Genomic DNA, 25,862 nt, shown 5'->3' with positions numbered 1-25,862 from the left:
CTAATCGATTCATTTGAACAGATTTAATCTTCCAAATAATTAATTTGCTAAAAAAACCAACCGCCTTAGTGAGTTTGCAGGGCAGTTGGCTTCTGTTTATTATAGATGTTGCCGGCTTATTTGTTATAAATTTCAACTTCTTCTGTTACTTTGGTGACTAAATCAGCAGCACGATTTATCAGGTTTTCGGGAAAATTTTCATCTTCCCCATACTCGACCCCATGCGGATAGTAATGTTTTCCCAGTAAGGGTGTCATCAGTTTGATTACTGCATTTCCACGGTCTACATCACCTTCGACAGCATAACCTTGGATTCGGATGTAATATGTAATGTTTTTTTCTTTGGAACCAATTTTATAATCATATGTTACACGTTCATAGTCCCATTGGCCTGCACGAATGAAAGCGTGTTTTCCCATTAGCCGATCCAGAGGTTTGATATCAACGATAGCATCTTCAATACCTGTATTTTCCAGTTTCATTTTTACACCTCACATATTTATACTCACATTACCATAATAGTAAAAAAACGTATTACTTGCAATAAATATGGTTGGAATGGGAAGGGTTATGGATTATAGGTTGTTGTAAAATGAAAAACAATAGAGAAACAAGAATGACTTCTACTTTATAACATATAGTGAAGTATGAACTATTCAAAAGAGGGGATACGTTTTATGCGATATTTTCTTGGGCTGGCGGGTCTGCTGATTATACTAATGGGGAGCTTCTATTTACTGGACAAGAGTAATTCGCCTCCAGAAGTGGCACCTGATAATACTGTAAATAAGATTAAACAAAAGAAAAACATGATAGAAACGAAGAAGATCATGGAACGTCATTCGGTTCCGCTTGAAGGGGAAGTTTATCAATGGATTGGTAAGAATACGGATGCATTGACGGATGCATTCGGGAAACCTGTACGGAAAGATCTTAGTGCTTACGGGTATGTCTGGTGGGTCTATCAAAAGAGAGGAAATCAATATCTTCAATTTGGTGTCAAGGATAATAAAATTGTAACGATTTATGCAATCGGTGATAATCTATCGCTTGAACCGATCCAAATTGGTCAGGGCTATGAATCCCTGAAAGATAATCTGGACCTGTTGAACGAAGTAACATTTAGCAAAAGCTATTCGTCATACACATTTCAACTGGATGATCAGGAACTGAAATCGCGTCCTCTGGTAAAGTTGACAGATCATATTTTTATGCAATGCTACATTGATACTTTTACAAATAAGCTTTCTGCTGTAAGGATTGTGACTGGTGATGTTTTGTTGAAGCATCGTCCATATGCAATGGAATACCGTGGTGATTTACCTGAAAAACCGAACCCTTCCAAGAAAGAATGGAAAAGAATTGAAAAGGGAAGGGAAAAGCAGATATTTACTATCACGAATGTTATGCGAAATACACACGGAAAGGCTCCGGTAAAGTGGAACAAGCCAATCAGTCAAGTTGCGTTCAAGCATAGCAAGGATATGGCAGTTAACAATTATTTTTCACACTATAGTGAGGATGGGGCAGGGTTAAAAGAACGACTTGCTGCTAACGAAGTATATTACCAGGCTGCGGGTGAGAATATTGCCGCCAAATATTCCGATTCCCCTTCGGCAATGAATGGTTGGTTAAATAGTGAGGGACACAGACAGGCATTGCTGAATACCGACTATTCACACCTCGGTGTTGGTGTATATCACTATTATTACACGCAAAACTTTTTAAAAATACCGCAATCCTAAAGTGATGAGAAACGGATATCATGCTCTTTTTCTTAAAATATCTTGTACAATTGGATAATTCATTTGCTCCTAATCGGCCATGTCCAGCTCCAGCGCCCAGCGACTAGCAAACTTCACACTTCCTCACTACGATAAAGAAGACTTGCCGATGGTGAAACCAGAGGCTTAGTCGCACTTATACCCTTGTGGTGAAAGTCAACATCGGTTCGTACTTTAAGGAAGGCCGACTAAAACCGGCCTCCCGCGCCAACGTCGGCACACCCCTATGAAGGGGCGTGTTTCCTTTATCTCATTGCGGTTGAAAGAAGATCGGCTAAAACCGCCGCTTTGCGCGGCAACGCCGACCCACCCTGCATGGCAGGGCGCAGTTTGTACGTCGCTAAACGGGCGCTTCCGCTTTTGTTTTTCTCACGGTAATTTGCCTATTGTCATAGTATAAAAAGAGATATCAAAATTGAGGTGAGTGAGTATGCATGACGAGGAACTACACCCGACGTTAAGAGAATTCAAGCAATTTATAAATGCACATCCGAAACTGATTGAAGAGGTCAGAAGAAGTGGCCGGGGATGGCAGGAATATTATGAAAAATGGGCGTTGCTGGAAGAAGATGACCCATTTTGGGATGATTATAAACAAAATACCAGGTCTGACGGAAAAAAGACAGAGGTTTTCAGTAAAGTACTGGAAATGACTGAAAATATCGATGCAGAAAAAGTTCAAAAGCAGGTACAGCAACTAAATCACAGTATATCTGTATTACAGGAAATGCTTGGTCAATTTCAACGGAACCAAAAGCCGAACACATTTGGAAATTCCAATAATCCGTTTAATTGGAAGAGAGATTAGGTGATGGTCTTATGCAAACAGAAACATATCACATCCTGAAAAGAAATCCGTCATATATAAATTTTATTAGACAAAACCCGATTTGGTACCGCTATCTTACCAGAAATCCACAGTTGATTTCGGAAATTGAACGGGAATCCAAAGTATATTATGGAAAAACCTTGCCACAACAGATAGAGAAATTCGGAAATCATGTGCAGATGCTTCATATGTTCGCCCAACTGGCTGCGAACATAAAAGACTAGGAAGTTTCCATTTTAATCTTTTTCCTTACGTGATATGATTAAAGTGGAGGTGGATGAAATGATAGGTACGATGGAGTACGTGGAAATTCTTGATCGCTCTGAGTTGCTTGGACAGAAGGTATTGGATTCGGAAGTTGTGAAAGCTTTCAATGACTCCCGGATTGCTTTACAGGAAGATCAGGAAGCACAACGGCTTATCGCTGCTTTTAATGATATAAAGTCACATTATGAGGATGTACAGCGGTTTGGCAGATACCATCCGGATTATAACGTGATTATGAAAAAGGTGCGGACAGCGAAACGCGAAATGGATATGAACGATAAAGTCGCTGCATTTAAAATCGCCGAACGCAATTTGCAGAAGCTTCTTGACGAGATTAGCAGTTATGTTGCGTTAAGTGTCAGTGACGATATAAAGGCACCAAAAGACGGTGCAGCATTAGCACACGGCGGATGCGGCAGCGGCGGTAAATGTGGTTGCAAAGCATCGTAAAAGGAACCCATTGCTGACGTTCTTTCTTTTTGATAAACTGATATAAAATGAATGGTGAGCGGGGTTATTGCATGAGAACCAACCGTCAAGGGCTGATAGTCTGGTTTCAGCACATGAAAAATTTAAAACATATTAAACGGTACGGCCATTTAATTTATGCATCCAAAAAATTAAAGTATGCTGTTATCTATGTTGATCAGGAACGATTAGAGGATGTGGAGAACAAATTATTGAGGCATTCCTTCGTTTCTAAAGTAGATCAGTCAAAAAAACCATTTATCCGGACTGATTATGAAAATGCGATTCCGGATAAGGCCAAGCAGTATGACTATAAAATGGGAATTTAACCTTTGCGGGGTTCAGACCACCGCAAAGGTTTTTCTGTATGCTATCAAAAGGGAATACATCGTCCTTTGCTCAAAAACTTTCGCAGTGTCTTCAAGTGCCACGCCCTTCTCAGCCCATGCCTCATCTTCGGGGTCCCTGCCCAGCTTTTTCTTCCCTCAGGAGTCTCATATACAATCTTAGTACGGCGGTTGATAAAGGTACAAGTTCCAGTGCAGAAAAGCAACCAAATGGTGAATTCAACAAAGTACTTGTGTCGCAGTTTATCGATTTCGTGTAAATTGTCAAAAACAACAATCTGTATTAAATTGTTGTTAGATATATATGCTTAGGATAAAAAGTGTTTGTAATGGTGTTGTATCGGAATTTCGACAAAAAGAACAAAAGTGGAAGCGCCCGTTTAGCGACGTACAAACTGGAGCACTCCGCAATGAGATAAAGGAAACACGGTGAGCTGAAAGCGAACCGATGTTGACTTTCACCACAAGGGTATAAGTGCGACTAAGCCTCTGGTTTCACCATCGGCAAGTCTTCTTTATCGTAGTGAGGAAGTGTGAAGTTTGCTAGTCGCTGGGCGCTGGAGCTGGACGTGGCTGATTAGGAGCAAGTGCATTATCCACATCTACAAAATTTTATAATTTCCTAGACAATAAAAAAACCTGCAGACAATTGTTCTGCAGGTCCCTTTGTTTTCTTGTTCAGAAAACAAAAAGGCAAAGGGAGAGGAGAAACCGGAGGAAGAACTTATGGGGAAGTGTAAGTCTTCTCCGTGTATGAAACAACCAATCAATTAGCTGCTTCATATGTTATTATGGACATGGAAAATAAATATATACACATAATCATGATTTTTTGGTAGGATTAATGTCGGGGCATGTCAATTGAGGTGGGAATATGCGAATAATTGCGGGAGAATATAAAGGCAGACAACTTCAACCGGTACCAGGGAAGTCAACCAGACCGACGACAGATAAGGTAAAAGAGGCTGTTTTTCAGATATTAGGACCTTTTTTCGATAAAGGGATTTGTCTGGATCTTTTTGCGGGGAGCGGTTCCCTGGGATTGGAAGCGCTTAGCAGAGGTATGACTGCTGGCGTGTTTGTTGATAAACACCCGAAAGCAATACATACAATCCATGAAAATGTAAAATTATTAAAATTGGAAGAACAAACAGAAGTATTCCGTGCCGAAGCTTTTCGGGCGCTGCAAGCCGCATCAAAAAGACATTTGCAGTTTAATTTAATTTTTCTTGATCCGCCTTATGGAAAAGTTAGCTATGAAAAGTTACTTGAACAAATCAGTGATTTGCAGCTTTTGAAAAAAAACGGCATCATTTATTGTGAACACGGAACGTCAGAAACACTGCCCGAGGAAAAAGGCTCCTTTCTGATGACGAAACAGGCGGAATATGGCGGTACAACAGGCATTACAATTTATAAGGGAACATAGAAGGGAGCGCTTGCTTTTGACCAGACTAGCAATTTGTCCGGGAAGTTTTGATCCTATTACATATGGCCATTTAGATATTATCGAACGCGGTGCGAGAATATTTGACCATGTTATCATTGTTGTTTTTAATAATCAGTCAAAGTCCCCATTATTTTCGGTTGAAGAACGATTTAAATTAATCAAGCAGTCGACGGAGCATTTAGAAAATGTTTCAGTCGATTCCTCTGGTGAGCTGTTAATTGACTATGCAACACAAAAAAATGCACAGGCTGTACTGCGTGGTTTACGCGCGGTCAGCGATTTTGAATATGAAATGCAAATAACTTCCATGAACAGGAAACTGAATGAAAATATTGAAACGCTGTTTATGATGACGAACAATCAATATTCATTTCTCAGTTCGAGTATCGTGAAGGAAGTCGCCAAATATAAGGCAAATGTTTCCGATCTCGTGCCGAAGCCGGTTGAGGAAGCGCTGAACAAGAAATTTTAGAACAACAGGGAGGCTATCCAATGGATTAGCCTTCCTTTATATTTTGGGAAAGGTGTTACTCTTGTCTTACACATTTTCGATATGTCCCAATTTGGATGTGCATTCGTTAACTTAACGCGAGGCAAATCTGCTTTTCTAATGTATCCGTTTCTTCAGTATCATGGCGGCAATAAGTAAAAAGACAAGTGTAATGATCGGCCCGGCAATCTCCAAAAATTGCATCACTTCCACCCATGTGTTGTTGACTGGACCATTGGATACGGGGACACCGTTAAAATCAAATGAAGTTCTGTTCAAATACAATGGTTTAAACAGAATAATTGTCAGTATGCCGGCAAACAGACCATGCAAAATCCGGGCGAAAAAATATGGTCCAAACCGGATGTCGGTTCGGGCGATAATACTTGCAACCTGAGCCTGGACGGAAAAACCGTTGAAACCCAGTATGAAACTGACAACAATAAATTTAGGCAGCAGATTGGCTGTATCCGTTTGTGAGATGGCTTTAGCACCCTGCGTAATTTCAAATAATCCTGAGAATAATGGTAATGCAAGGTCGGCCGGCAGTGTAAGCAATTGTAAAATATGTTCGAACAGAGAAGCTATCAGGGGTGACAAGCCAATGATATACAGCAGTTTAGTGATGACAGAAAAAAGAATAATGAAGCCGCCTACCATTACAAGCGTTTGAATGGAATTCAGGACTGCATCACCGACAATTTGTCCAAATGGACGATGATCATTCATCCGGGAACGATGCATTTCCTGGAATGCCTGTCTTATTGAAAGTCTACGTTTACCCCTTCCATTATCAGAACGGTCATTGTTTCTCCCATAAAATCGCATGCAGATTCCGACTAGTGCATTGCCGATGTAATGGGCGGCAGCCAGCAGAATACCAAGCTTCATATCGTAAAAAAATCCGACCGATACCGCACCAAAAATGAATAATGGACTTGAAGCATTTGTGAAAGAAACAAGCCGTTCTGCTTCAACCTGGGATAATTGTTTTTCTTCCCTTAACCGCGCTGATATTTTTGCACCGGTGGGATACCCGCTGGCCATGCCCATAGCCCATGCAAAACTTCCTGTTCCAGGCACGTTGAACAAAGGCCGCATGACCGGCTCAAATAACACCCCGATAAATTTAACAACACCAAATCCGATTAATAATTCCGCTGTGATAAAAAAAGGTAACAGTGAAGGAAAAACAACTTCCCACCACATACTCAACCCGCGGAGGCTAGCCTCAAATGCTTGATCCGGATATTTAATTAATGAAAATGCAAGAAATACCGTAGCTCCTGAAAGCAGGATTGTCTTTATTTTTTGAATCAAAGGAAGGCCTCCCATACTAATCTTGGCAATTATGTTCACACCGCGTTAGTGTGACTATGGCTTATCTATGAAAAGCAAAAAATATTTTTATTTGAATCGCCTATCGATAAGCCGCGTTTTCTAATCCTGTACTTCTATTTCTGATAGTAGTAAACTGATGCTAGCGTATTTTTGATCACTTTTTGGTAACGTGCGTCACCCATTTAAACATGAACAAGTCTATACAAATATACGCACATACATCTTACTTTTATGCCATAGACTTTGTAATACTCCAGAGTATTTATGGCATTGGAAATCGTTGTATTGTTCAAGGGGTTCATGTGAAAGCACTTTTTCTTTCATGAACCTCGTATACTGTGAGGTGCAAGCCTTATCGGCGAAAGCCTGAGTCGCACTAATGCAGTAAAAAAGTTAGTTTACTTTCTTACTGCCATGAAACTGGAAGGAGTTCTACCATGAATGTAAATAAGAAACATATCATAACGTTTATTATCGTAATTTTGATTGCATTTTTTATCTCAGCCTACCAGCTTCCCTACTATGTGTATAAACCTGGTGGTGCAGATGCATTAAACCCGATAGTTGAAGTGGACGGGGGCTATCCGAGTGAAGGTGACATGCATCTTGTCACCGTCCGTGGAGGTCAGGTTACGCCGATTCAATTTTTATGGGCAAAAATCAAACCGCATCATGAACTGCATCCAATCAATGAAATCAGGCCCGAGGGGGTTTCAGAAGAAGAATATTTTCATGTGCAGCTAAAGATGATGGATTCATCACAGGAGAAAGCGATTGCTGTTGCATACAAAGCGGCTAAAAAAGATATTACTATCGAATATAACGGAGTATATGTTGTGTCGGTTGTAAAAGGAATGCCAGCGGATGATAAACTGCAGTCAGGAGACCGAATAACCGGGATTGACGGTAATGAAGTTCACAAGGCGGACGATCTCATATCTTATGTAAAAGGCAAAGAAGCGGGGGATTCAATATCCTTGGAGGTAATCAGGGATGGAGAAGAACGTACGAAAAAAATCGAACTCGCAACGTATGATAAATTAGACGGCAAAGTTGGTATCGGCATACGGCTTGTCACTGATCGGGGTGTGGAAGTTGAACCGGATGTCAATTTTTCGAGCGGAAACATAGGAGGACCTAGTGCCGGGTTGATGTTTTCATTGGAAATATATGATCAGTTAATGAAACAAGATTTGACGAAAGGTTATCAGATTGCCGGTACAGGTGAAGTGGATTATGAAGGAAATGTACTGCGGATAGGCGGTATTGACAAGAAGGTAATTGCTGCTGATGAAGAAGGCTGTGATATTTTCTTTGCACCGAATGGAGATGAGGCAGAAAAGTCCAACTATGAAGTAGCTAAAAGAACAGCTGAAGAGATTGGTACTGACATGAAAATTGTTCCGGTCAAAACGTTTACCGATGCACTTGATTATCTTCAACAATTAGAACCTAAGAAAAATTAAAGGAAGAGACCCTGGCAAATCAGGGTCTCTTCAAGTATTAAAGATGACAGGCGGCTCCAACTCCCGGTCATGAAACGTTTTTTGCATGTCATTCTCCAGTACACTGTAATATGCATTCGTTGCTCTTTCCTCCATGTAAAGCATGGGACTGGTGCTTTTGTTGAGATTGGATATAAGCGGAACATTCATCTTCTTTTTTTGTGAACTCAAGTAGGACTGCCCCGTTTCTGTCATTCCAAGCAGTCGGACAAAGGAGACAGAGGGGTTATTCTTTGCTGCTTCCAGATCCGTTTTTTTCGTGTTGGTTAAAATATGAACAAACATCCGCTGTAGTCTTGTCCATGTGTATCGTTTTGTTTTGATTCGGCCAACCCAGTCGGTGAAGGAATTTGCTTCATCTGCTGTTTTCTTGATCCGGTTTTCCAGACCTTCATCAACACCGTGAATCGCAGCTAGTTCATTTGCGGACATGGTTTTAACCCGATATTTCAGGATGGGAAAGTATAGTTCCCACGCATGCCAGACGCCGGAACGCTGTTTGTAGCTTTTCAATTGGCTGACGGTTTCAGCGGGCATCGTATCAGCAAGGTCAGGATTGATTGTTCCCTCGGCAAGAAGTTCTTTTCGTATGCTTGTGGCGCTTGCTATTGAGCCGGAAAAGCTTTGATCATGGTAGTTGCTTTTGGTTCGTTTGATCGTTAATGGATCAATGGGCAGGTTGTTGTTCAGGATTGCTTTCACATAACTGAAACCGAGAATATTATTCGGTCGTGTTAAGTCCATTTCCGAAGCAGCGAGTCCAATTTCCTGGTATGCGATTCTGCTTGCTTCCGGAAAGGATGTTCCCTTGGCAAGTTGTTCTTTTAATATTTTTTTAAATACTTTTTCTCTAATGGTATAAAGCTGGTATCCTTCGATAAAATGCGATTCATCACCTGATTCACTGCCGAAACAGATACTGGATACACCGACTTCATTCAATGTATGTACGGAACCTTTTGCAAAAAGATCGCTGCTTTGGACTGCATATGCGTATGGCAGCTCCAGAACAATATCAATTCCTGCAGATAGCGCTGCTCTCGTTCGATAGAACTTATCAATTATTGCTGGTTCACCACGCTGAAGAAAGTTTCCACTCATGACAGCGATCATGCAGTTTGCTCCGGAAGTTTTTTTGGATTCCTGTATATGATAGGCGTGTCCATTATGAAAAGGATTATATTCAACGATTAGCCCACATGCTTTCATATCGTCACTTCCTTGTAATATATTGGTATTAATTGTATCAAAAAAAGAGCAGATCCGCATTGTTACAGGAATGGTTATGTTTAGACTGAACGGGAATAATGATGAAAAGAAGGAATAAACGGTTTAACATTATAACCAGTCAATGCAATACCTGAAACTGTAAAGAAAAAATATTGACAAATGCTGATTTTCCTTTTAAAATAACTCTTGTTGCCATGAGGTGATAAATGATGAAATTTACAATAGGTCAAATTAAGAAGAATGCCTATAATAAGCCTTTTGAATTTGATGATTGGGTAAATGTTTCCGAATTGGAATCAATGAATAATGATATTCGAACGATTGACCCTGTTCATGTTTATGGAACGGTTTATGATCAGGGGGACGAAATTATTTTTTCTTTCACAATTGAAGGAGAAATGATTTTGCCATGCGCCCGAACGTTGGTGGATGTACCCTATCCGTTCGAAATAAAAGCTACTGAGGTGTTTTCTGAATCGATCTATTATGATGACGGGGAAGAGGAAGAAGAAGTACATCCAATTGATGGAGAAGTACTTGACTTAACTCCACTTATCAAGGAAAATATTCTATTAGAGGTTCCTTTCCGAGTGTTTTCCAACGATGAAAATGTCACCAGCCATGCTCCTACAGAAGGAGAGGGTTGGGAATTAGTCTCAGAGGATTCCAATGAAAAAAAGATTGATCCCCGTTTGAAGAAACTGGAGTCATTGCTTAATAATGATGAGAAAGAAAAATAGGAATGATATTTATTCTGGTTTTGCTTTCATATTTTGAAGGAGGTGTAAGTCATGGCAGTACCAAAGAGAAGAACTTCCAAAAAGGTTAAAAACCAACGTCGTACTCATAAAAAACTGCATGTACCTGGCATGGTGGAATGCTCAAACTGTGGTGAATTGGCTAAGCCACATCATGTTTGTAAATCATGCGGACACTATGACGGAAAAGAAGTTGTATCAGAAGCATAAATTTGTCAGAAACAGATCACTGGGATAAAGGTGGTCTGTTTTTTTAGCTATTAAGGGTGCGTATAATCGCAACTATGGCATTCGCTGGAAATCCCAATGCCATATTTTTATACGATTATTTGCAGGCCATTGAACCTTCTGCTAATGTCAGGATATCGGTATAATTAACCTTTCTTAATGTAACGTCAACAGTATGCTACAATTAATGCAGTACATATAAGAGAGGATTTCATTGAATGGAGACAATACAGTACATCCATCACGAAAATGGATATGGTATCATCCGGTTGCAGCGTCCGGATAAGCTTAATGCGATTTCAGCAGCAATGACAGTTGAATTGAGGAAAGCGTTAGAGACTGCTAAACAGGATAATTTAAAGTTTTTGGTCTTTTCAGCAGCTGGAGAGAGAATGTTTTGTGCAGGTGGGGATCTTGCAAATCTTCATGGGGATCTTACGACGGATGAAGCATTTTCGGCTTTGTATCCGATGAAAGAGGTCTTATATGATATTGCATCCTTTCCTGTTCCTACCATTTGTTTATTGAATGGGGATGCACTTGGCGGAGGCTGTGAAATAGCAACTGCCTGTGATTTTCGGATTGCCAGAGAAAATACCCGATTCGGATTCGTTCAGACAACATTAGGTATCACCCCCGGTTGGGGCGGAGGTGCACTGCTTTATGAAAAAGTTCACCCTAATTTTGCGTATCATTGGATACTAAAGGGTGAAATGTATGATGCCTCGTATTTATATCAAAGGGGTTGGATTCACCAAGTTGTCCCGCAATTTGAATGGGATGATGCGAAACTAGTAGAGCCATATCTGTCCAGATCACATAAGCAGATGCATATATTGAAACGGCAGTTTATGAAGCGGACATCCATACTTGGCTTATCAGCTGCGATGAGTGATGAAGTGAGAAATAGTGCTGACCTTTGGGATTCAGTTGAACATAAAGAAGCTGTACAGCAATTTCGGAATCGAAAATAATCTGATATGTTCAGCTTCACGCGGGCAAAACTTCACAGTTCCTACCTGTTAGGAAGAATCAGCAGTATATTGCCGCAATGCCGACCGTAAACACTTCGAAGTACTTTTGCTTTTGTTGAATAATTTTCAAACTATTTAATCGGAATTATTCTATCACTCCTACTTTTTGCATACATTGGTAGCAAACGGTAAGGAGGGATGTCATGAATGCGACACGTCAGGATGCATGGACAAAAGATGAGGATATAATTCTGGCTGAGACTGTACTTCGCCATATTCGGGAAGGAAAAACACAGCTGGAAGCATTTAAAGAAGTTGGTAAGGAGCTTTCACGTACTTCTGCGGCATGTGGGTTCAGGTGGAATGCCTCCATCCGCAGGCAATATCAGGATGCTATTGAACTCGCGAAAGAGGAACGGAAACAGGGGAATCGCAAAAAGGCCTGGCAATATATTGATCCTGGAAAAGATTCGGATAGAGATCCTATTGATACGGCTATACTGTTACTCGAAAAAATGCGCACTGATAATAGTGATAATGAAAGCGGATTTCCTCATGCCGAGCAGGCAAGTCTTGTAGAGCAACTGAAAAGTGAAAATGAATCATTGAAACAGAAACTGAAAAATTACCAGGAAGCATGGGCTGAAATGGGAAACATTTGGCAATGGGTTAATGAAAAAAATAAGAATTAATAAGAAAGCTGTATTTGTATAAATTGTAGTTCTAAACACAAAATCCATAAACTGCAACATAGAAAAAAATAACGAATGTGAACATATTCGATGCAGCTCTTCTCCGTTTGAATATAGTCGATTTTATTGCCGGCATAAGTGCGCGTCTGCCAAAAAACGATCGAATATCTTTTAACCACTGGCAAGTGCCGAGCCCTCCTCAGCTTGTACTTCGCCTGTGGGACCCCTGCCTGGCTTGTTCTTACCGCAGGACAAGAGCTGGGGCAGCCGCATATCACACAAAAGAATAGCGCCTTATTTTTTTAGAGGTTCAACTATGTTGTTAAGAACACAATATTATATAAACAGAACAAAAAAGAAAGACATGAGTGCCATAGTCAGGCAATTCATGTCTCGTTTTTTCATCGCATTAATCTGCGCTTGTGCTTTTATTAGACTTCTTTTTCCTGAACACCCTCCGGCATCCAGATAAGCGGGTTTTCCCCAAGGTCACGTTCCATTTCATATTTAGCTTTTTGGAAGCCCATTTTTTCCCAGAATCCATGTGAATTGATCCGTGGGTTCGTTTTAATGGGAAGATTGAAACTTTTGGCAAAGTCCACCAGAGCTTTTCCGTATTCCTGTCCGCGGTAGTCTGGTAAGACTTCAAGCTTCCACAGTTCAAGATAATCCTGTGGTGGTTTGAAATATTGATCATACTTTGCAGTTACTTGATACAAACTCATCCGGGCGATAAGATTGTTGCCAACATAGATTCCATAAAATGGTGATATGCTGTTATTTTCAATAATATTGCTTTGTAAATCCTCCAACATGGACAATTCCTGGTTTCCGTAAGCTTTAAAGCGTTTGAATTTTTCAAGTGTTTTATAATTGATTAAAAGTTTTTCAACTTTTATCCGGTTATTCATATATATTCCCCCAATCAGTCAAGATTTATTGTTCCGTCTATATACTTATTATAGTATAAACCAGATAATATTGAAACGAGATAACATAAAAATACGGGAATAATTCCATACAAATTATTCTGCTTCTGCTACAATAAAGGAAAAGGGTATCAATCCCGCGGGGGGAGCGGAATGTCGAATGAAAGTTGGTATTATAGGCGGCGGTTCTGTCGGGTTGCTGTCAGGCAGCTATTTGGCAAACGACCATGAAGTTACCGTTTATGTTAGACGAGCCGAACAAAAAACTATGATCAATGATTATGGTCTTGTACTGGATCAATGCTCTGAGTCAATCAGAGTGAACGCACTGTTAGTTAATGAAATGGTTTCAGAGGATCTTCTGATCGTATGTGTTAAACAGCAGCATATTGATAACATTTTGCCGATCATTCAACAGACAAATTATCACACTCCCGTAATATTTCTTCAGAATGGCATGGGGCATATCGATAAATTACACCGCACAGGCCAGCCGATAATGGTAGGAACAGTGGAACATGGGGCGCTTCGCCGTGATAATATTACCGTGCAACATACTGGCGAGGGAATAATCCGGCTGGCGGCATTGTATACAAGTGATAGCCCGCTCAGGGAGCTTACTTCAAAATTGAATCAGCCTGCTTTTCCGTTTGTGTTTTCCGCGGACTGGAAACAAATGCTCCATGAAAAATTGCTGATCAATACCGTGATAAATCCGTTAACAGCATTATTTGATGTAGCCAATGGCCAGCTGCTTGAAAACAGTTATCTACAGCAACTTGCTTCTGTTCTTTGCCGTGAAGCAGCAACTGCATTGAATATGGATTTTAATGCAGCTTGGGATTCGGTGCAACAAGTCATCCGGAATACGAAAAAAAATGTTTCGTCCATGTTGAAGGATATTCGTGAGGACAGGGGAACCGAGATTGATTCGATAACCGGTTATTTGATGCAAATTAGTACGAATCCGATACCAAATACGGAATTTATATATAGAAGTATTAAAGCGATAGAGACAAAAAAGGGGCTCTATCCGTAATGCTTGATATACTTATTTTTATAATCGGACTGATGATCACGTTTCCCGTCATCGTAACCTGGGTTGTTTATTTTATCGGAGCGAAGCTATACAGGCAAAAGTGGAAAGCCATACATAAAGCTGTTAACTGGACGACTTCACTTTATATCATCGCAGTTCTAATAATGCTCAAGCAAATTTTTGGCAGTTCATTTTTCGGTCTCATACTTATAGTGGTTCTCACTATATTTACGGTTATTGCGGTCTTACATTGGAGATTACATACAGAGGTAGTATTTCATAACGTATTTAAAATTTTCTGGCGGGTTTGCTTTCTCTTGTTTGTTTTCATTTACTTCGTATTGGTGGTAAGCGGCATTATTCAGCAGCTTATATCCTGAAATCCAGTGTATACATTTACACTTTTAAAGCTAAAAACAGATTAAATGCATTCCAAAGTACTTTTATGTACAATACATACTGGATATTTCAATAGTAAAGGAGTGTGCAGCTATGCAGATTGATCCGGTTAAACTGACAAAGCAAAATCCGTTAATAGACGATTACCGGCAAAATAAACAACGTATTATGCAGCATTTTGATTATAACCCTTATTTGGAATCAGCGTTTGAAGAGCGGTTAGCGTCACTGCAGGAAAGAAAGTTTGACCGTAGACGACTTTCAGAAGTATTAACTTCCCTGAATGAAAAATGGGGAGCGCCGGAATCTGCATATGTGAATATCAGACGTTTGGAACAAAAAGACAGTGCAGTTGTTATCGGAGGTCAGCAGGCGGGATTATTGACCGGTCCGATGTATACGATAAATAAAATTATTTCGATTATCCAATTTGCCAAACAGCAGGAAGCTAAACTTGGCAAACCTATTATTCCGGTTTTTTGGATTGCTGGTGAGGATCATGATTTTGCTGAAATAAATCATATATATCTGCCGGAAAATCATTCCATGAAAAAACATTCGATCCAGCATCGCATTGAAGAAAAACGGTCATTATCTGATGTTTCAATAGATAAAATGCATGCTGAGCAATGGGTTGATCATATATTTGAGCAGTTGAAAGAAACGGTTTTTACCCATCATTTATATGAATCAATTCATGACTGTCTAAAAAAGTCAAATACATATGTTGACTTTTTCGCGCGTTTGATTCACCACCTTTTTGAAGCGGAAGGAATTGTGCTTGTGGACTCTGGCGATCCAGAAATCCGTGAATTGGAGAGCGATCACTTTGTTACACTAATTAAGAAACAGTGTGAAATCAGTGAAGGAGTCTATCAACGTGTTCAATCACTCAAGCAAAAAAATTACCCAGTTTCGCTTGAGGTCGACAGTCATGATGGTCATTTATTTCTGATGAAAGACCAGGAACGGATTCTGCTGACCCGTAATGAGAACGGCGAATGGGCCGGTAAACAAAATGAGCTGGTGCTGTCGGAACAGGAACTTCTTGATATTGCAGTGGAAACTCCTGCACGGCTAAGCAACAATGTCGTTACACGACCGGTTATGCAGGAAATGCTGTTTCCAACATTAGCTTTTGTCGGCGGACCTGGTGAAATAAGTTATTGGGCTGCTCTGGGGCCGGCCTTTCATGCTGCTCAAATTGACATGCCGCCTGTTTTGCCAAGGTTGTCTTTCACGTTCATGGAAAAACGGGTAGAGAAAGTGCTGACCACGTATGGTATAGAAGCCGCACAGGTTATCAATCATGGCGCAGGTGAATTGAAAACAAATTGGCTTGCCGCGCAGAATAACCCACCAGTAAAACACTTGGCATCTGAAGTAAAAAATGCTATTGCAACCATTCATGCACCACTGAGAAAAGTGGCAAAAGATGTTCGAGCAGATCTTGGTGAAATGGCTGATCGAAATTTATTTTATTTGCAACGTGATATAGACTTTATGGAAGATCGTATTATAAAGGCATTGGAAGAAAAGTATGCGAAAGAACTGAGTGAATTTAATCTGGTGGAGATGTCACTTCATCCAAATAATGGTCTGCAGGAAAGGACTTGGAATCCGGTTTCGTTGCTTAATAATTGCGGTCCCGGATTTATTGAACAGCTGACATATGAATCCTGTTCACTTAAGTCCGACCATTTTATTGTTTATATCTGATATTGAACCCACCCACATTCCACCACCTTTTCTAAAAACGTGTGAAAAAGTCATATGCTGCAGGTTTAAAAACGCTGGGATACACTGGTATCTCAGCGTTTTTTATGTTTTTAAAATAAGTACTGAGCTTGGTTTGTCTAGCGTTCAACGGATGTAATTAAATTGAAATTAATTTTTTTGAATATAAGGTGGTGAATTGTGGGGCAATGTGGTAACATGGTTATATGAAAGTGGGGCGGACTACATGTTCATGGGTGAGTTTCAGCACAACATTGATACAAAAGGAAGAATCATTGTCCCCGCTAAGTTCCGTGAAGGGCTTGGGGATAACTTTGTTGTTACCCGCGGACTTGACAAATGTCTGTTTGCTTATCCAATGGATGAATGGAAGGCATTGGAAGAAAAGCTAAAGAAACTCCCGCTTACCAAGAAAGATGCACGAGCTTTTACACGATTCTTCTTTTCAGGAGCGGTTGAATGTGAAGTGGATAAACAGGGGAGAATAAACATCCCGCAGCCACTTCGAAGCTATGCTGCGTTAAGCAAAGAATGCGTTGTAATTGGTGTGTCAAACCGAATTGAGTTCTGGGCTAGTGAGAATTGGGAAGATTATTTCAGCGACTCAGAGGAATCATTCAGTGAAATCGCTGAAAATCTAATGGACTTTGATATTTAACTTAACATCTGTGTATTCGTCGCAGAATTGGAGCGGATTGCAGCAGATGAAATGAAGAGACAAGGTTTATCCGAAAAGTGTTGCAAAAGCAGGTGTGTAAATGTTTGATCATTACAGTGTGCTAAAAGAAGAAACATTGAAAGGGTTGGCTGTTAAACCGAATGGTACATATGTTGACTGTACGGTTGGCGGTGGGGGTCACAGCGAAAGAATCGCTGCCGAACTAGAAACGGGCGGAAAGTTGCTCGCTTTTGATCAGGACCTTGATGCCCTGGAGGCGGCGAAATTACGCCTTCAGCCATACAGTGACCATATCACGTTTATTCATTCCAATTTTAGAAATCTGGAAACTGAATTGGCACGGCATGAAATCGAAACGGTTGATGGTATTCTTTTCGATTTAGGTGTTTCTTCACCACAGCTTGATCGTGGAGAAAGAGGATTCAGTTATCAACAGGATGCAAAACTGGATATGCGAATGAATGCGAATCAGCAACTGGACGCGCACGAAATTGTCAACACATGGCCTTACAATGACCTGGTAAAAACTTTCTTTACATATGGTGAAGAAAAGTTTTCCAAACAGATTGCCAGGAAAATTGAGGCATATCGGAAAACCACACAAATCGATACAACCCACCAGCTGACAGAAATTATTAAAGAAGCAATTCCTGCTCCGGCACGAAGGAAAGGTGGACATCCGGCGAAACGAATTTTTCAGGCGCTGCGCATAGCAGTGAATGATGAGCTTGCAGCATTTAACGATGCGTTGCACCAGGCAGCGAGAAGTGTTGGACTCAATGGACGAATAGCTGTGATCACATTTCACTCATTAGAAGACAGGATTTGCAAACAGGCTTTTAAAAAATGGAGCTCGATGAAACCAGTGCCGCGAAATTTACCGGTTATTCCAACTGACCATCAGGCACCATTCAACCTCCTTACCAAAAAGCCGATAGTACCAAGTGAAGATGAATTGGACCTTAATCGTCGATCCCGCTCGGCAAAATTACGCATTGTCGAAAAGATTGGTTCATGGAATGACGAATTTACGTATAGGGAAGGGTGGAAAAAATCATGAGCGCAAATCAAGCACGGAGCTGGGAACAATCGTATGCACCACATGCCCCGGAAAAAGAGAAACAGGCAGCAGTAAGGGTCAAAAAGCAAAGTTGGGTTACAAAAGGGGAGAAAGCCTTGTATTCCCTTTTCGGTTTCTGTATAATTAGCGCATCCATTTATATGGTTTCGTTCGCATCAACGACCGACCAGCTCAACAGAGATTTGCAGGAGCTTGAAAACACTGTAGAGCATCAGATGGTGGTGAACGAAGGGCTTACATATGAAAAAACCAAGCTGAGCGAACCTGAGCGGATTATTAATATTGCAGAAAAACATGGATTGACGATTCAGGCTTCAGAAGTGAAACAGGCAACTGCGTACAACAACTAAGCCAGGTGATGTATAATGAAAAAAAACAGAACAACCCATTGGATGGCAGGTGTATTAATTTTGTTGTTTGCCGGGTTATTTTTAGTACTGACCGGTCGTTTTTTGTACATTCAGGCAACAGCTGAAATTAATAACATCTCATTGGAGGAATGGGCTGACAAGAAACGAACAACATCCTACACGCTTGATGCTGAAAGAGGCAAAATACTCGACAAAAATGGGATGACCTTAGCATACGATCGCCCAACATTTCGTATCCACGCAGTCGTGGATGAAACGTATACAGCTGATCCTGAGGAGCCAAAGCATGTAAAAAATCCGGAAAAAACTGCGGAAGTGCTGGCTCCTTTGTTGGATGTAAAGGAAAGCTATATCCTGAAACGGTTGAATAAAGGGATTGAGAAAAATCAATTTCAAGTTGAATTTGGAAGTGCAGGTCGCAGATTGTCACTTGAAACAAAAAAGAAGATCGAAAAATTGGACTTGCCGGGCATTGGATTTGAAAAAGTATCCATTCGTTATTACCCCAATGGAATGTTCGCATCCCGTATAATCGGGCTTGCACAGAAAGAAGGGGGCAAAATCACAGGCTTAAACGGCATAGAAAACCAGATGAACAAAACGTTAAGCGGCAAGGATGGGTATATATCCTATGAACGGGATAACTATGGTACAAAACTACTTGATCCTGACGAGGTTATCAAAAAGCCACAGGATGGAAATAATGTTTATCTGACAATCGACCAAAAAATACAAACACTGTTGGAAGACGTTATGTCACAAATGCAAAAGAAATATGACCCTGAACGTATGACAGCAATAGTAATGGACCCCCATTCTGGTGAGGTGCTCGCTATGGGTAATCGTCCCAGCTATAACCCGAATAATTTGAAAAATGTGGATAACTGGTTCAATGATGCCATTTCCACCCCAATTGAACCGGGGTCCACCATGAAAATGTTCACGTGGGCGGCCGCGATTGAAGAAGAAGTATACAATGGAAACGAGTTATTTAAATCCGGTTCCTATCAGGTGAGCGATCAGGTGAGTCCCGTCCATGACCATAACGGAGGAGAGGGATGGGGCAAAATTCCATTTGATGAGGGTTTTGCCAGGTCATCCAATGTTGCTGCTGCAAAATTGGTATGGGAAAAAATAGGGACGGAGAAATTTCTTGATTATTTGAATGCATTTGATTTTGATGAAAAAACGGGAATTGATCTGCCGCATGAGAAAAAAGGTCAGATATTGTATAACTGGCCGAGTGAGAAATTGACAACATCATTTGGACAGGGAACTACCGTAACACCAATTCAATTGATGAAAGCAGCAACCGCCATTGCAAATGATGGAAAAATGATGAAGCCATACGTCATTTCAAAAGTGGTGGATCCTTCAACCAATAAGGTAATTAAAAAGAAATCACCTGAAGGAGCAGGTCAGCCGATTTCCGAGGAAACAGCAGATCATGTACTGAATTTGATGGAATCAGTAGTTGCAAAAGATTATGGAACCGGCCAGGAATACAGCTTAAAAGATTATACGGTGGCTGGTAAGACGGGAACATCACAAATTTCCAAGAATGGTAAGTATCTTGTTGGGCATGGAAACTATATTTATTCATTTTTGGGGGTTGCACCAAAAGAGAATCCACAGTTGATGATGTATGTCGCGGTGAAGAAGCCGGATATTGACCCTGATGAAGTGGGATCGAAACCAGTGTCCTTTATCTTTAAAAATGTGATGGAAAATGGCCTGCATTATTTAAATATTAACCCTGATAAAGACAAATCCAAACCAGTTCAAGATGTGGAAATTCCTGAGTTGATGGGGAAAGATGCAGCTGAAGTGAAAGAACAACTGACCAAACAGGGTCTAGATGTTGCAGTTGTCGGTACAGGTGACACGATTCAGGCCGCTTCTGCTGAACAGGGTGATAAGCTGCTTCCGGATGACAGGCTTATCCTTGTAACGGATAAGCCGGTAATGCCGGATATCAGCGGATGGTCTACCAGGGATGTGTTGCAGTTTGCTGACTTACTTGAGCTGAAAGTGGAAATCCTTGGACATGGTTATGCTGTCAAGCAAAGTATTAAGGCTGGCAAACCAATTAAAAAAGGTGCGTACCTAGGAGTGGAATTTCAATCACCTTCTGTTAATGATAAAAAAGGTGACAATAACAAGAAGAAGAAAGAAACCAGCTGAATATCGAATTAATTGAGAGAAAACAGTGTTCTATTCGGTTTTTCATCCTCATATAGTGGATACAAGCCTGCCTATGAAAAGGGGATGGAGTATGAAACGCGTATCTGCTGTAACGGTGCGAAAACGAATAGTTACTGTTTTTCTTGCTGGTATACTGCTTTTTACAATAATTGATGTCCGGTTGGGCTATGTGCAATTTGTAATTGGTGATGAACTGATGAAAAAAGCGAACGATTCCTGGAGCCGGGACATAAAATTTGAACCGGAGCGCGGAAAAATATTGGACAGGAACGGTGAAGTGCTTGCCGGGAATGTCTCGGCACCCTCGGTCATTGTCGTTCCAAAGCAAATTAAAAATCCGCAAAAAGCCGCCGGTCAGATTGCTGATATACTGGGAATTTCTGAAAAGAAGGCATATGAATATGTCACGAAGAAAGAAGTGTATGTGAGGATCCACCCGGAAGGACGAAAAATTTCCGAAAAACAGGAAAAAGCGTTCAGGACTATAAACTTGGATGGTGTATATCTGGCAGAGGATTCGAAGCGACATTACCCATACGGTGATTATCTGTCCCATGTTCTCGGATTTGCCGGTATCGATAACCAGGGTCTGATGGGTCTTGAACTCTATTATAATGATAAATTAAACGGAGATAAAGGGAGTCTCTCATTTTACTCTGATGCGAAGGGTATGAAACTTGAACAGATTGCTGATGAGTACAAGTCGCCGGAAGATGGGTTGAATCTGAAAACAACGATTAACTTGAAGGTGCAGACCATTATGGAACGGGAACTGGATTTGGCAGTAGCCAAGTATAATCCGGATGGTGCACTGGCCATTGCAGTCAATCCGGATACAGGCGGTGTACTAGCTATGTCATCACGCCCCAATTTCAAACCGGAAAATTACCAAAATGTAGATCCGGAAATATATAATCGGAATCTGCCAATATGGAGTACTTATGAACCGGGGTCCACCTTTAAAATTATTACATTGGCAGCAGCTCTGGAAGAAAATGCCGTTGACCTGCAGCAAGACAGTTACAATGATGATGGTGATATCAGTGTAAGCGGAACAAAGCTCCATTGCTGGAAAAGTGGGGGACACGGACATCAATCATATCTTGAAGTTGTACAGAATTCCTGTAACCCCGGATTTGTAAACCTGGGCATGAAACTTGGTGAAGAAAAACTCTTTTCATACATTAAAGATTTTGGTTTTGGGGAAAAAACCGGGATTGATTTGAAAGGTGAAGAAAACGGGATTCTATTTGATCCGGAGAAGATTGGACCTGTTGAACTGGCAACGACCTCGTTCGGTCAAGGTGTTTCGGTAACACCGATCCAGCAGGTGATGGCAGTTGCGGCTGCTGTGAACGGTGGTAAATTATATGAACCATTTATTGCAAAAAAATGGATTAGTCCGGAATCCGGCAAATCTGTTAAAACCATTAAACCGGAATTGGAAGAAAAGGTAATCTCCGCAACCACATCGAAAAAAATCCGCCACGCTTTGGAAAGCGTTGTTGCCAAAGGTACCGGGCGTCCCGCTTATGTGGACGGATACCGGATTGGCGGTAAAACCGGAACAGCTCAAAAAGTTGGTCCAAATGGGCGTTACATGCAAAATAATTATATTGTCTCGTTCATTGGGTTTGCACCAGCTGATGATCCGGAAATTGTTGTATATGTTGCGATTGACAACCCAAAAAACACAGTAGCTTTTGGTGGGGTTGTGACGGCCCCGATTGTTGGAACAATTATCAGTGACAGTCTTCGTGCAATGGGCGTGAAACCTACGGACGACGGCATGAAAAAGAAACTAAAATGGACCGAACAGCCAAAGATAAAAGTACCTGATCTCGTCGGCCTGCAAAAAAGTGAGCTGCGTACTTATCTGACCAATTTATCCATCGAGACGAGCGGCGAAGGAAAATATATTATCGACCAGGAACCTGCCCCGGGTACGAAGGTGGAAAAAGGAGAAAAAATCAGAATATATTTGGCTGATGAAAAGGATCGTGATTCGGAGTGATATTTGCTATAATAAACAGGTGATAATGGGAACTTAAAAATACTTGGTTGATTATAAGCAAGTGAATTAATCACAGGTACACCATTTTTAATTTCCTGCACAACAAAAAAAGAGGGTGTTCCTGCCCTCTTAAAAAATGCTTATACTTGGAATGAATATATGGAGACTAATAAAATGATAGGATGTTTGATATGAAATTATCGGAATTACTTTCTGAGCTTACCTTTTATGAAGAATTAAACGCCCCAATCGATAATGTTGAGATTAAAAATGTTGAAATGGATTCCCGCGAAGTTGGGGACGGTGATTTGTTTATTTGCATTGATGGCTTTACGGTTGATGGGCATAAGTTTGCAGAACAGGCGGTGCAAAATGGAGCAAGTGCTATTCTTGCTGAAAAGGATGTATCCGTACCTGTGCCGACAGTTAAAGTGGCTAACACTTCGAGGGCACTGCCTATTGTCGCTGGAAAGTTTTTTCAATATCCAACAAAAAAATTGCCGTTAATCGGTGTGACCGGAACAAACGGTAAAACTACCGTGACGTATTTGCTGGAATCCATTTTCAATCAGGTCAGCCGGAAAACAGGTCTGATTGGAACAATTCAAATGAAAATTGGTGAAGATATACATCCGGTGAAGAATACCACGCCTGATGCATTGTTTCTGCAACGTACGTTTAAACAGATGCACGATGAAAAAGTTGAACAAGCTATAATGGAAGTATCTTCACACGCGCTGGACCTTGGCAGGGTACATGGGTGTGATTTTGATATTGCTGTTTTTACAAATATCTCACAGGATCACCTGGACTATCATCGCAATATGGAAGATTATCTGCATGCTAAAAGTCTGTTGTTTTCGCAATTGGGCAATAGCTTTGACGAAGAAAATAAAAAATACGCGGTGATTAATCTCGATGACCCGCATGCGGATTTTTTAATACGAAGCACCGCACAGCAAGTAGTTACATACGGCTGTGAACATGAAGCACATGTTATGGCCGAAGAAATCAATCTTGAGGTCACAAGAACTGAATTCACGCTGAAGACTCCTGTCGGCTCTGTTCGGATCAACAGCAGGCTGGTCGGAACGTTTAATATTTATAATATGCTTGCGGCAAGTGCTGCAGCCATTGCAGCCAATGTTCCGCTTTCAGAAATTAAGGATGCGTTGGAAAAGGTAAAAGGTGTAAGCGGACGATTTGAACCGGTTGAAGGGAATCATGATTTTGCGGTGATTGTCGACTATGCACATACACCAGATTCTCTGGAAAATGTACTGCAAACAATCAAAGGATTTGCAAAACAAAAGGTTTACGTTGTTGTCGGATGTGGAGGAGATCGAGATAAGACGAAGCGACCGTTAATGGCGGATGTTGCCATGAATTATGCTGATCATGTTATATTCACATCTGATAACCCGCGGACTGAAGATTCTGGGGAAATCTTAAGCGATATGACTGATGGATTAGAGGATAACCATTATGAGGTCATTGAAGGACGGAAAGAAGCAATTAATATGGCCGTGAAACTGGCAGATACAGATGATATTATTTTGATTGCCGGTAAGGGTCATGAAACCTACCAGGAAATTGGCGGGACGAGGTATGATTTTGACGACCGGGTGGAGGCAAAAAAAGCAATTGACAAAAAGGGGACATTGTAATGCTGTTTACGACGGAATGGCTGTCGACTGTTTTCACCCGTTATACCGGGTCAGCAGACGAATCGCCGATTGATGAAGTGGTAACTGACAGCCGCAAAAAAACAAATCAAGCCTTATTTATTCCAATTACAGGTGAAAAGTTTGATGGTCATGATTTTTTAAAACAAGCATTTAATAATGGAGCGGTGGCTGCTTTATGGGAAACGGGAAGAGATTTGCCCGGTTTTCTGCCTGACGATTTCCCTGTTTATTACGTTGATGATACACTGCATGCTTTGCAACGGCTTGCTGCTGTTTATCGTGAGAAGGTAAATCCGGTTGTGATTGGCATTACCGGGTCAAATGGCAAAACAACAACCAAAGATTTGATGTCAGCAATCCTGAAACCATCATTTCGTACACACTATACAAAAGGGAACTTGAACAATCATATAGGAGTTCCCCTGACAATATTATCGATGCCGGCCGATTCCGAAGTGCTTGTTACTGAAATGGGAATGAATCACTTTGGCGAAATTGAAGTATTATCCAGGATAGCCAAGCCGGACTATGCGATTATAACCAATATAGGCGAGTCACATATTGAATATTTGGGCTCACGTGAGGGTATTGCAACGGCAAAGCTTGAAATTATGGAAGGAATGAAGGATAACGGTTGGCTTATTCTTGACGGGGACGAACCATTGTTGCGTCATTTGCACAATCGGAATAATGTTATAACATGCGGTTTTGATACTCAAAATGATGTCATAATAGAAAATGTTACCTTGGGTCAGAATCGTACACAATTTAGTCTCTCCAATGGCGAGCCATTTTCCATACCGCTTTTGGGAAGACACCATGCCCTGAATGCGGCGTTGGCTGCCACTGTCGCAAAACGGATTGGTGTTGCTGCGGAAACGATAAATAAAGCATTCGATTCACTAGAGCACGCCCAAATGCGATTTGAATTACGGAAGGGGAAGCATGGGGCATCCATTATTAATGATGCCTATAATGCTTCACCAACTTCGATGAAGGCTGCAATTGAGGTGGTTAAACAAATGGAAGGTTTTCGACGCAGGTTATTGGTTCTCGGAGATATTCTGGAACTGGGAGACCAATCTGAATCCTTCCATCGATCTGTAACAGATTCGATTGCGCAGCCTATTACTGCCGTCTTCACACTGGGGGAACAGGCCAAAGTTATTTCAGAAGCAGTTAAAGACAAAAATCCGAACATAATATCCATGCATTTTACTTCAAAGGATTCGCTGCTAGAGGTGTTGGGGGAATATTTATCTGAAGACACATTGATCTTGTTTAAGGCTTCGCGGATGATGCAATTTGAATGGTTTGTTGAACAATTAGGCAACGAGGCATAAAATGTACGGACGGT

At 41.0% G+C, this 25,862-nt stretch carries 26 protein-coding genes; 22 read left to right on the top strand and 4 right to left on the bottom strand.

Features of this window, described 5'->3' with window-relative positions:
• Positions 1-116: 116 nt before the first annotated feature.
• On the bottom strand, positions 117-482 hold the full coding sequence (locus ABD010_RS16680; RefSeq protein WP_343815651.1) for a YugN family protein: 366 nt from the start codon (positions 480-482) through the stop codon (positions 117-119).
• A 195-nt stretch (positions 483-677) separates the two neighbouring features.
• Here ABD010_RS16680 and ABD010_RS16675 point away from each other — a divergent pair, with 195 nt between their 5' ends.
• From ABD010_RS16675 to coaD, 7 genes are all read left to right on the top strand, one after another.
• On the top strand, positions 678-1,745 hold the full coding sequence (locus ABD010_RS16675) for a CAP domain-containing protein (RefSeq protein WP_343815648.1): 1,068 nt from the start codon (positions 678-680) through the stop codon (positions 1,743-1,745).
• Positions 1,746-2,214: 469 nt separating this feature from the next.
• Positions 2,215-2,592 (top strand): YlbD family protein, encoded by a 378-nt coding sequence (gene ylbD, locus ABD010_RS16670; protein WP_343815645.1) that lies wholly within the window; start codon positions 2,215-2,217, stop codon positions 2,590-2,592.
• Between the two features lie 11 nt (positions 2,593-2,603).
• Complete coding sequence (locus ABD010_RS16665; RefSeq protein ID WP_343815642.1) at positions 2,604-2,837, top strand: YlbE-like family protein; 234 nt, start codon at positions 2,604-2,606, stop codon at positions 2,835-2,837.
• A 58-nt stretch (positions 2,838-2,895) separates the two neighbouring features.
• Positions 2,896-3,330, top strand: coding sequence for a YlbF/YmcA family competence regulator (locus ABD010_RS16660; RefSeq protein ID WP_343815640.1), 435 nt, complete (start codon positions 2,896-2,898; stop codon positions 3,328-3,330).
• Positions 3,331-3,401: 71 nt separating this feature from the next.
• A complete protein-coding gene (locus tag ABD010_RS16655; protein WP_343815637.1) occupies positions 3,402-3,677 on the top strand; it encodes a YlbG family protein in 276 nt (91 codons plus the stop codon).
• Between the two features lie 892 nt (positions 3,678-4,569).
• Complete coding sequence (gene rsmD, locus ABD010_RS16650) at positions 4,570-5,124, top strand: 16S rRNA (guanine(966)-N(2))-methyltransferase RsmD (RefSeq protein ID WP_343815634.1); 555 nt, start codon at positions 4,570-4,572, stop codon at positions 5,122-5,124.
• A 16-nt stretch (positions 5,125-5,140) separates the two neighbouring features.
• Complete coding sequence (coaD, locus tag ABD010_RS16645; RefSeq protein ID WP_343815631.1) at positions 5,141-5,617, top strand: pantetheine-phosphate adenylyltransferase; 477 nt, start codon at positions 5,141-5,143, stop codon at positions 5,615-5,617.
• A 135-nt stretch (positions 5,618-5,752) separates the two neighbouring features.
• Here coaD and ylbJ read toward each other — a convergent pair whose 3' ends face one another.
• Entirely contained in the window at positions 5,753-6,955 is a 1,203-nt protein-coding gene (ylbJ, locus tag ABD010_RS16640; RefSeq protein ID WP_343815629.1) for a sporulation integral membrane protein YlbJ, read from the bottom strand.
• A gap of 458 nt (positions 6,956-7,413) precedes the next feature.
• Between ylbJ and ABD010_RS16635 the strand changes: the two genes are divergently transcribed.
• On the top strand, positions 7,414-8,442 hold the full coding sequence (locus ABD010_RS16635) for a SepM family pheromone-processing serine protease (protein ID WP_343815624.1): 1,029 nt from the start codon (positions 7,414-7,416) through the stop codon (positions 8,440-8,442).
• A 30-nt stretch (positions 8,443-8,472) separates the two neighbouring features.
• Here ABD010_RS16635 and ABD010_RS16630 read toward each other — a convergent pair whose 3' ends face one another.
• A complete protein-coding gene (locus tag ABD010_RS16630; protein ID WP_343815622.1) occupies positions 8,473-9,690 on the bottom strand; it encodes a nucleotidyltransferase in 1,218 nt (405 codons plus the stop codon).
• 230 nt (positions 9,691-9,920) lie between these two features.
• On the opposite strand from ABD010_RS16630, the gene ABD010_RS16625 reads away from it, so the two are divergent.
• The 4 genes from ABD010_RS16625 (at position 9,921) to ABD010_RS16610 (ending at position 12,363) form a co-directional block, all read left to right on the top strand.
• The gene (locus ABD010_RS16625) at positions 9,921-10,451 is read left to right on the top strand and encodes a YceD family protein (RefSeq protein WP_343816378.1); all 531 of its coding nucleotides are present in this window, start codon (positions 9,921-9,923) and stop codon (positions 10,449-10,451) included.
• Positions 10,452-10,502: 51 nt separating this feature from the next.
• Positions 10,503-10,679: a 50S ribosomal protein L32 gene (gene rpmF, locus ABD010_RS16620; protein WP_174613147.1), complete on the top strand. Its 177-nt coding sequence runs from the start codon at positions 10,503-10,505 to the stop codon at positions 10,677-10,679.
• A 236-nt stretch (positions 10,680-10,915) separates the two neighbouring features.
• Positions 10,916-11,671 carry an enoyl-CoA hydratase/isomerase family protein gene (locus ABD010_RS16615; RefSeq protein WP_343815618.1) on the top strand — a complete coding sequence of 252 codons (756 nt, stop codon included), beginning with the start codon at positions 10,916-10,918 and terminating at the stop codon, positions 11,669-11,671.
• A gap of 203 nt (positions 11,672-11,874) precedes the next feature.
• Positions 11,875-12,363 (top strand): RsfA family transcriptional regulator, encoded by a 489-nt coding sequence (locus ABD010_RS16610; protein ID WP_343815615.1) that lies wholly within the window; start codon positions 11,875-11,877, stop codon positions 12,361-12,363.
• Positions 12,364-12,794: 431 nt separating this feature from the next.
• On the opposite strand, the gene ABD010_RS16605 is transcribed toward ABD010_RS16610, so the two are convergent.
• Positions 12,795-13,274: an N-acetyltransferase gene (locus ABD010_RS16605; RefSeq protein WP_343815612.1), complete on the bottom strand. Its 480-nt coding sequence runs from the start codon at positions 13,272-13,274 to the stop codon at positions 12,795-12,797.
• Positions 13,275-13,452: 178 nt separating this feature from the next.
• Between ABD010_RS16605 and ABD010_RS16600 the strand changes: the two genes are divergently transcribed.
• From ABD010_RS16600 to ABD010_RS16560, 10 genes are all read left to right on the top strand, one after another.
• A complete protein-coding gene (locus tag ABD010_RS16600) occupies positions 13,453-14,331 on the top strand; it encodes a 2-dehydropantoate 2-reductase (protein ID WP_343815610.1) in 879 nt (292 codons plus the stop codon).
• Complete coding sequence (locus tag ABD010_RS18410) at positions 14,331-14,711, top strand: DUF3397 domain-containing protein (RefSeq protein WP_390350831.1); 381 nt, start codon at positions 14,331-14,333, stop codon at positions 14,709-14,711. Before ABD010_RS16600 ends, ABD010_RS18410 begins: the two co-directional genes overlap by 1 nt.
• 112 nt (positions 14,712-14,823) lie before the next feature.
• Positions 14,824-16,449 (top strand): bacillithiol biosynthesis cysteine-adding enzyme BshC, encoded by a 1,626-nt coding sequence (bshC, locus tag ABD010_RS16595; RefSeq protein WP_343815607.1) that lies wholly within the window; start codon positions 14,824-14,826, stop codon positions 16,447-16,449.
• Positions 16,450-16,693: 244 nt separating this feature from the next.
• Positions 16,694-17,125: a division/cell wall cluster transcriptional repressor MraZ gene (mraZ, locus tag ABD010_RS16590; RefSeq protein WP_174616323.1), complete on the top strand. Its 432-nt coding sequence runs from the start codon at positions 16,694-16,696 to the stop codon at positions 17,123-17,125.
• Between the two features lie 100 nt (positions 17,126-17,225).
• Positions 17,226-18,206 (top strand): 16S rRNA (cytosine(1402)-N(4))-methyltransferase RsmH, encoded by a 981-nt coding sequence (rsmH, locus tag ABD010_RS16585; protein WP_343815604.1) that lies wholly within the window; start codon positions 17,226-17,228, stop codon positions 18,204-18,206.
• The gene (ftsL, locus tag ABD010_RS16580; RefSeq protein ID WP_343815601.1) at positions 18,203-18,577 is read left to right on the top strand and encodes a cell division protein FtsL; all 375 of its coding nucleotides are present in this window, start codon (positions 18,203-18,205) and stop codon (positions 18,575-18,577) included. The genes rsmH and ftsL overlap by 4 nt, the downstream gene beginning before the upstream one ends.
• Positions 18,578-18,592: 15 nt before the next feature.
• Positions 18,593-20,782, top strand: a complete 2,190-nt coding sequence (locus tag ABD010_RS16575) for a penicillin-binding protein (RefSeq protein ID WP_343815599.1) — start codon at positions 18,593-18,595, stop codon at positions 20,780-20,782.
• A 91-nt stretch (positions 20,783-20,873) separates the two neighbouring features.
• On the top strand, positions 20,874-22,817 hold the full coding sequence (locus tag ABD010_RS16570; protein ID WP_343815597.1) for a stage V sporulation protein D: 1,944 nt from the start codon (positions 20,874-20,876) through the stop codon (positions 22,815-22,817).
• A gap of 191 nt (positions 22,818-23,008) precedes the next feature.
• Entirely contained in the window at positions 23,009-24,484 is a 1,476-nt protein-coding gene (locus ABD010_RS16565; protein WP_343815594.1) for a UDP-N-acetylmuramoyl-L-alanyl-D-glutamate--2,6-diaminopimelate ligase, read from the top strand.
• Positions 24,484-25,848: a UDP-N-acetylmuramoyl-tripeptide--D-alanyl-D-alanine ligase gene (locus ABD010_RS16560; protein WP_343815591.1), complete on the top strand. Its 1,365-nt coding sequence runs from the start codon at positions 24,484-24,486 to the stop codon at positions 25,846-25,848. Before ABD010_RS16565 ends, ABD010_RS16560 begins: the two co-directional genes overlap by 1 nt.
• The last annotated feature ends 14 nt before the right edge of the window (positions 25,849-25,862 follow it).

Origin of the sequence: Virgibacillus siamensis, from assembly GCF_039522605.1 — a bacterium.
Classification (GTDB): Bacteria; Bacillota; Bacilli; order Bacillales; family Amphibacillaceae; genus Lentibacillus; species Lentibacillus siamensis.
Note: the sequence above shows the minus strand (reverse complement) of the source record. Positions and strands in the feature narration are given on the sequence as shown.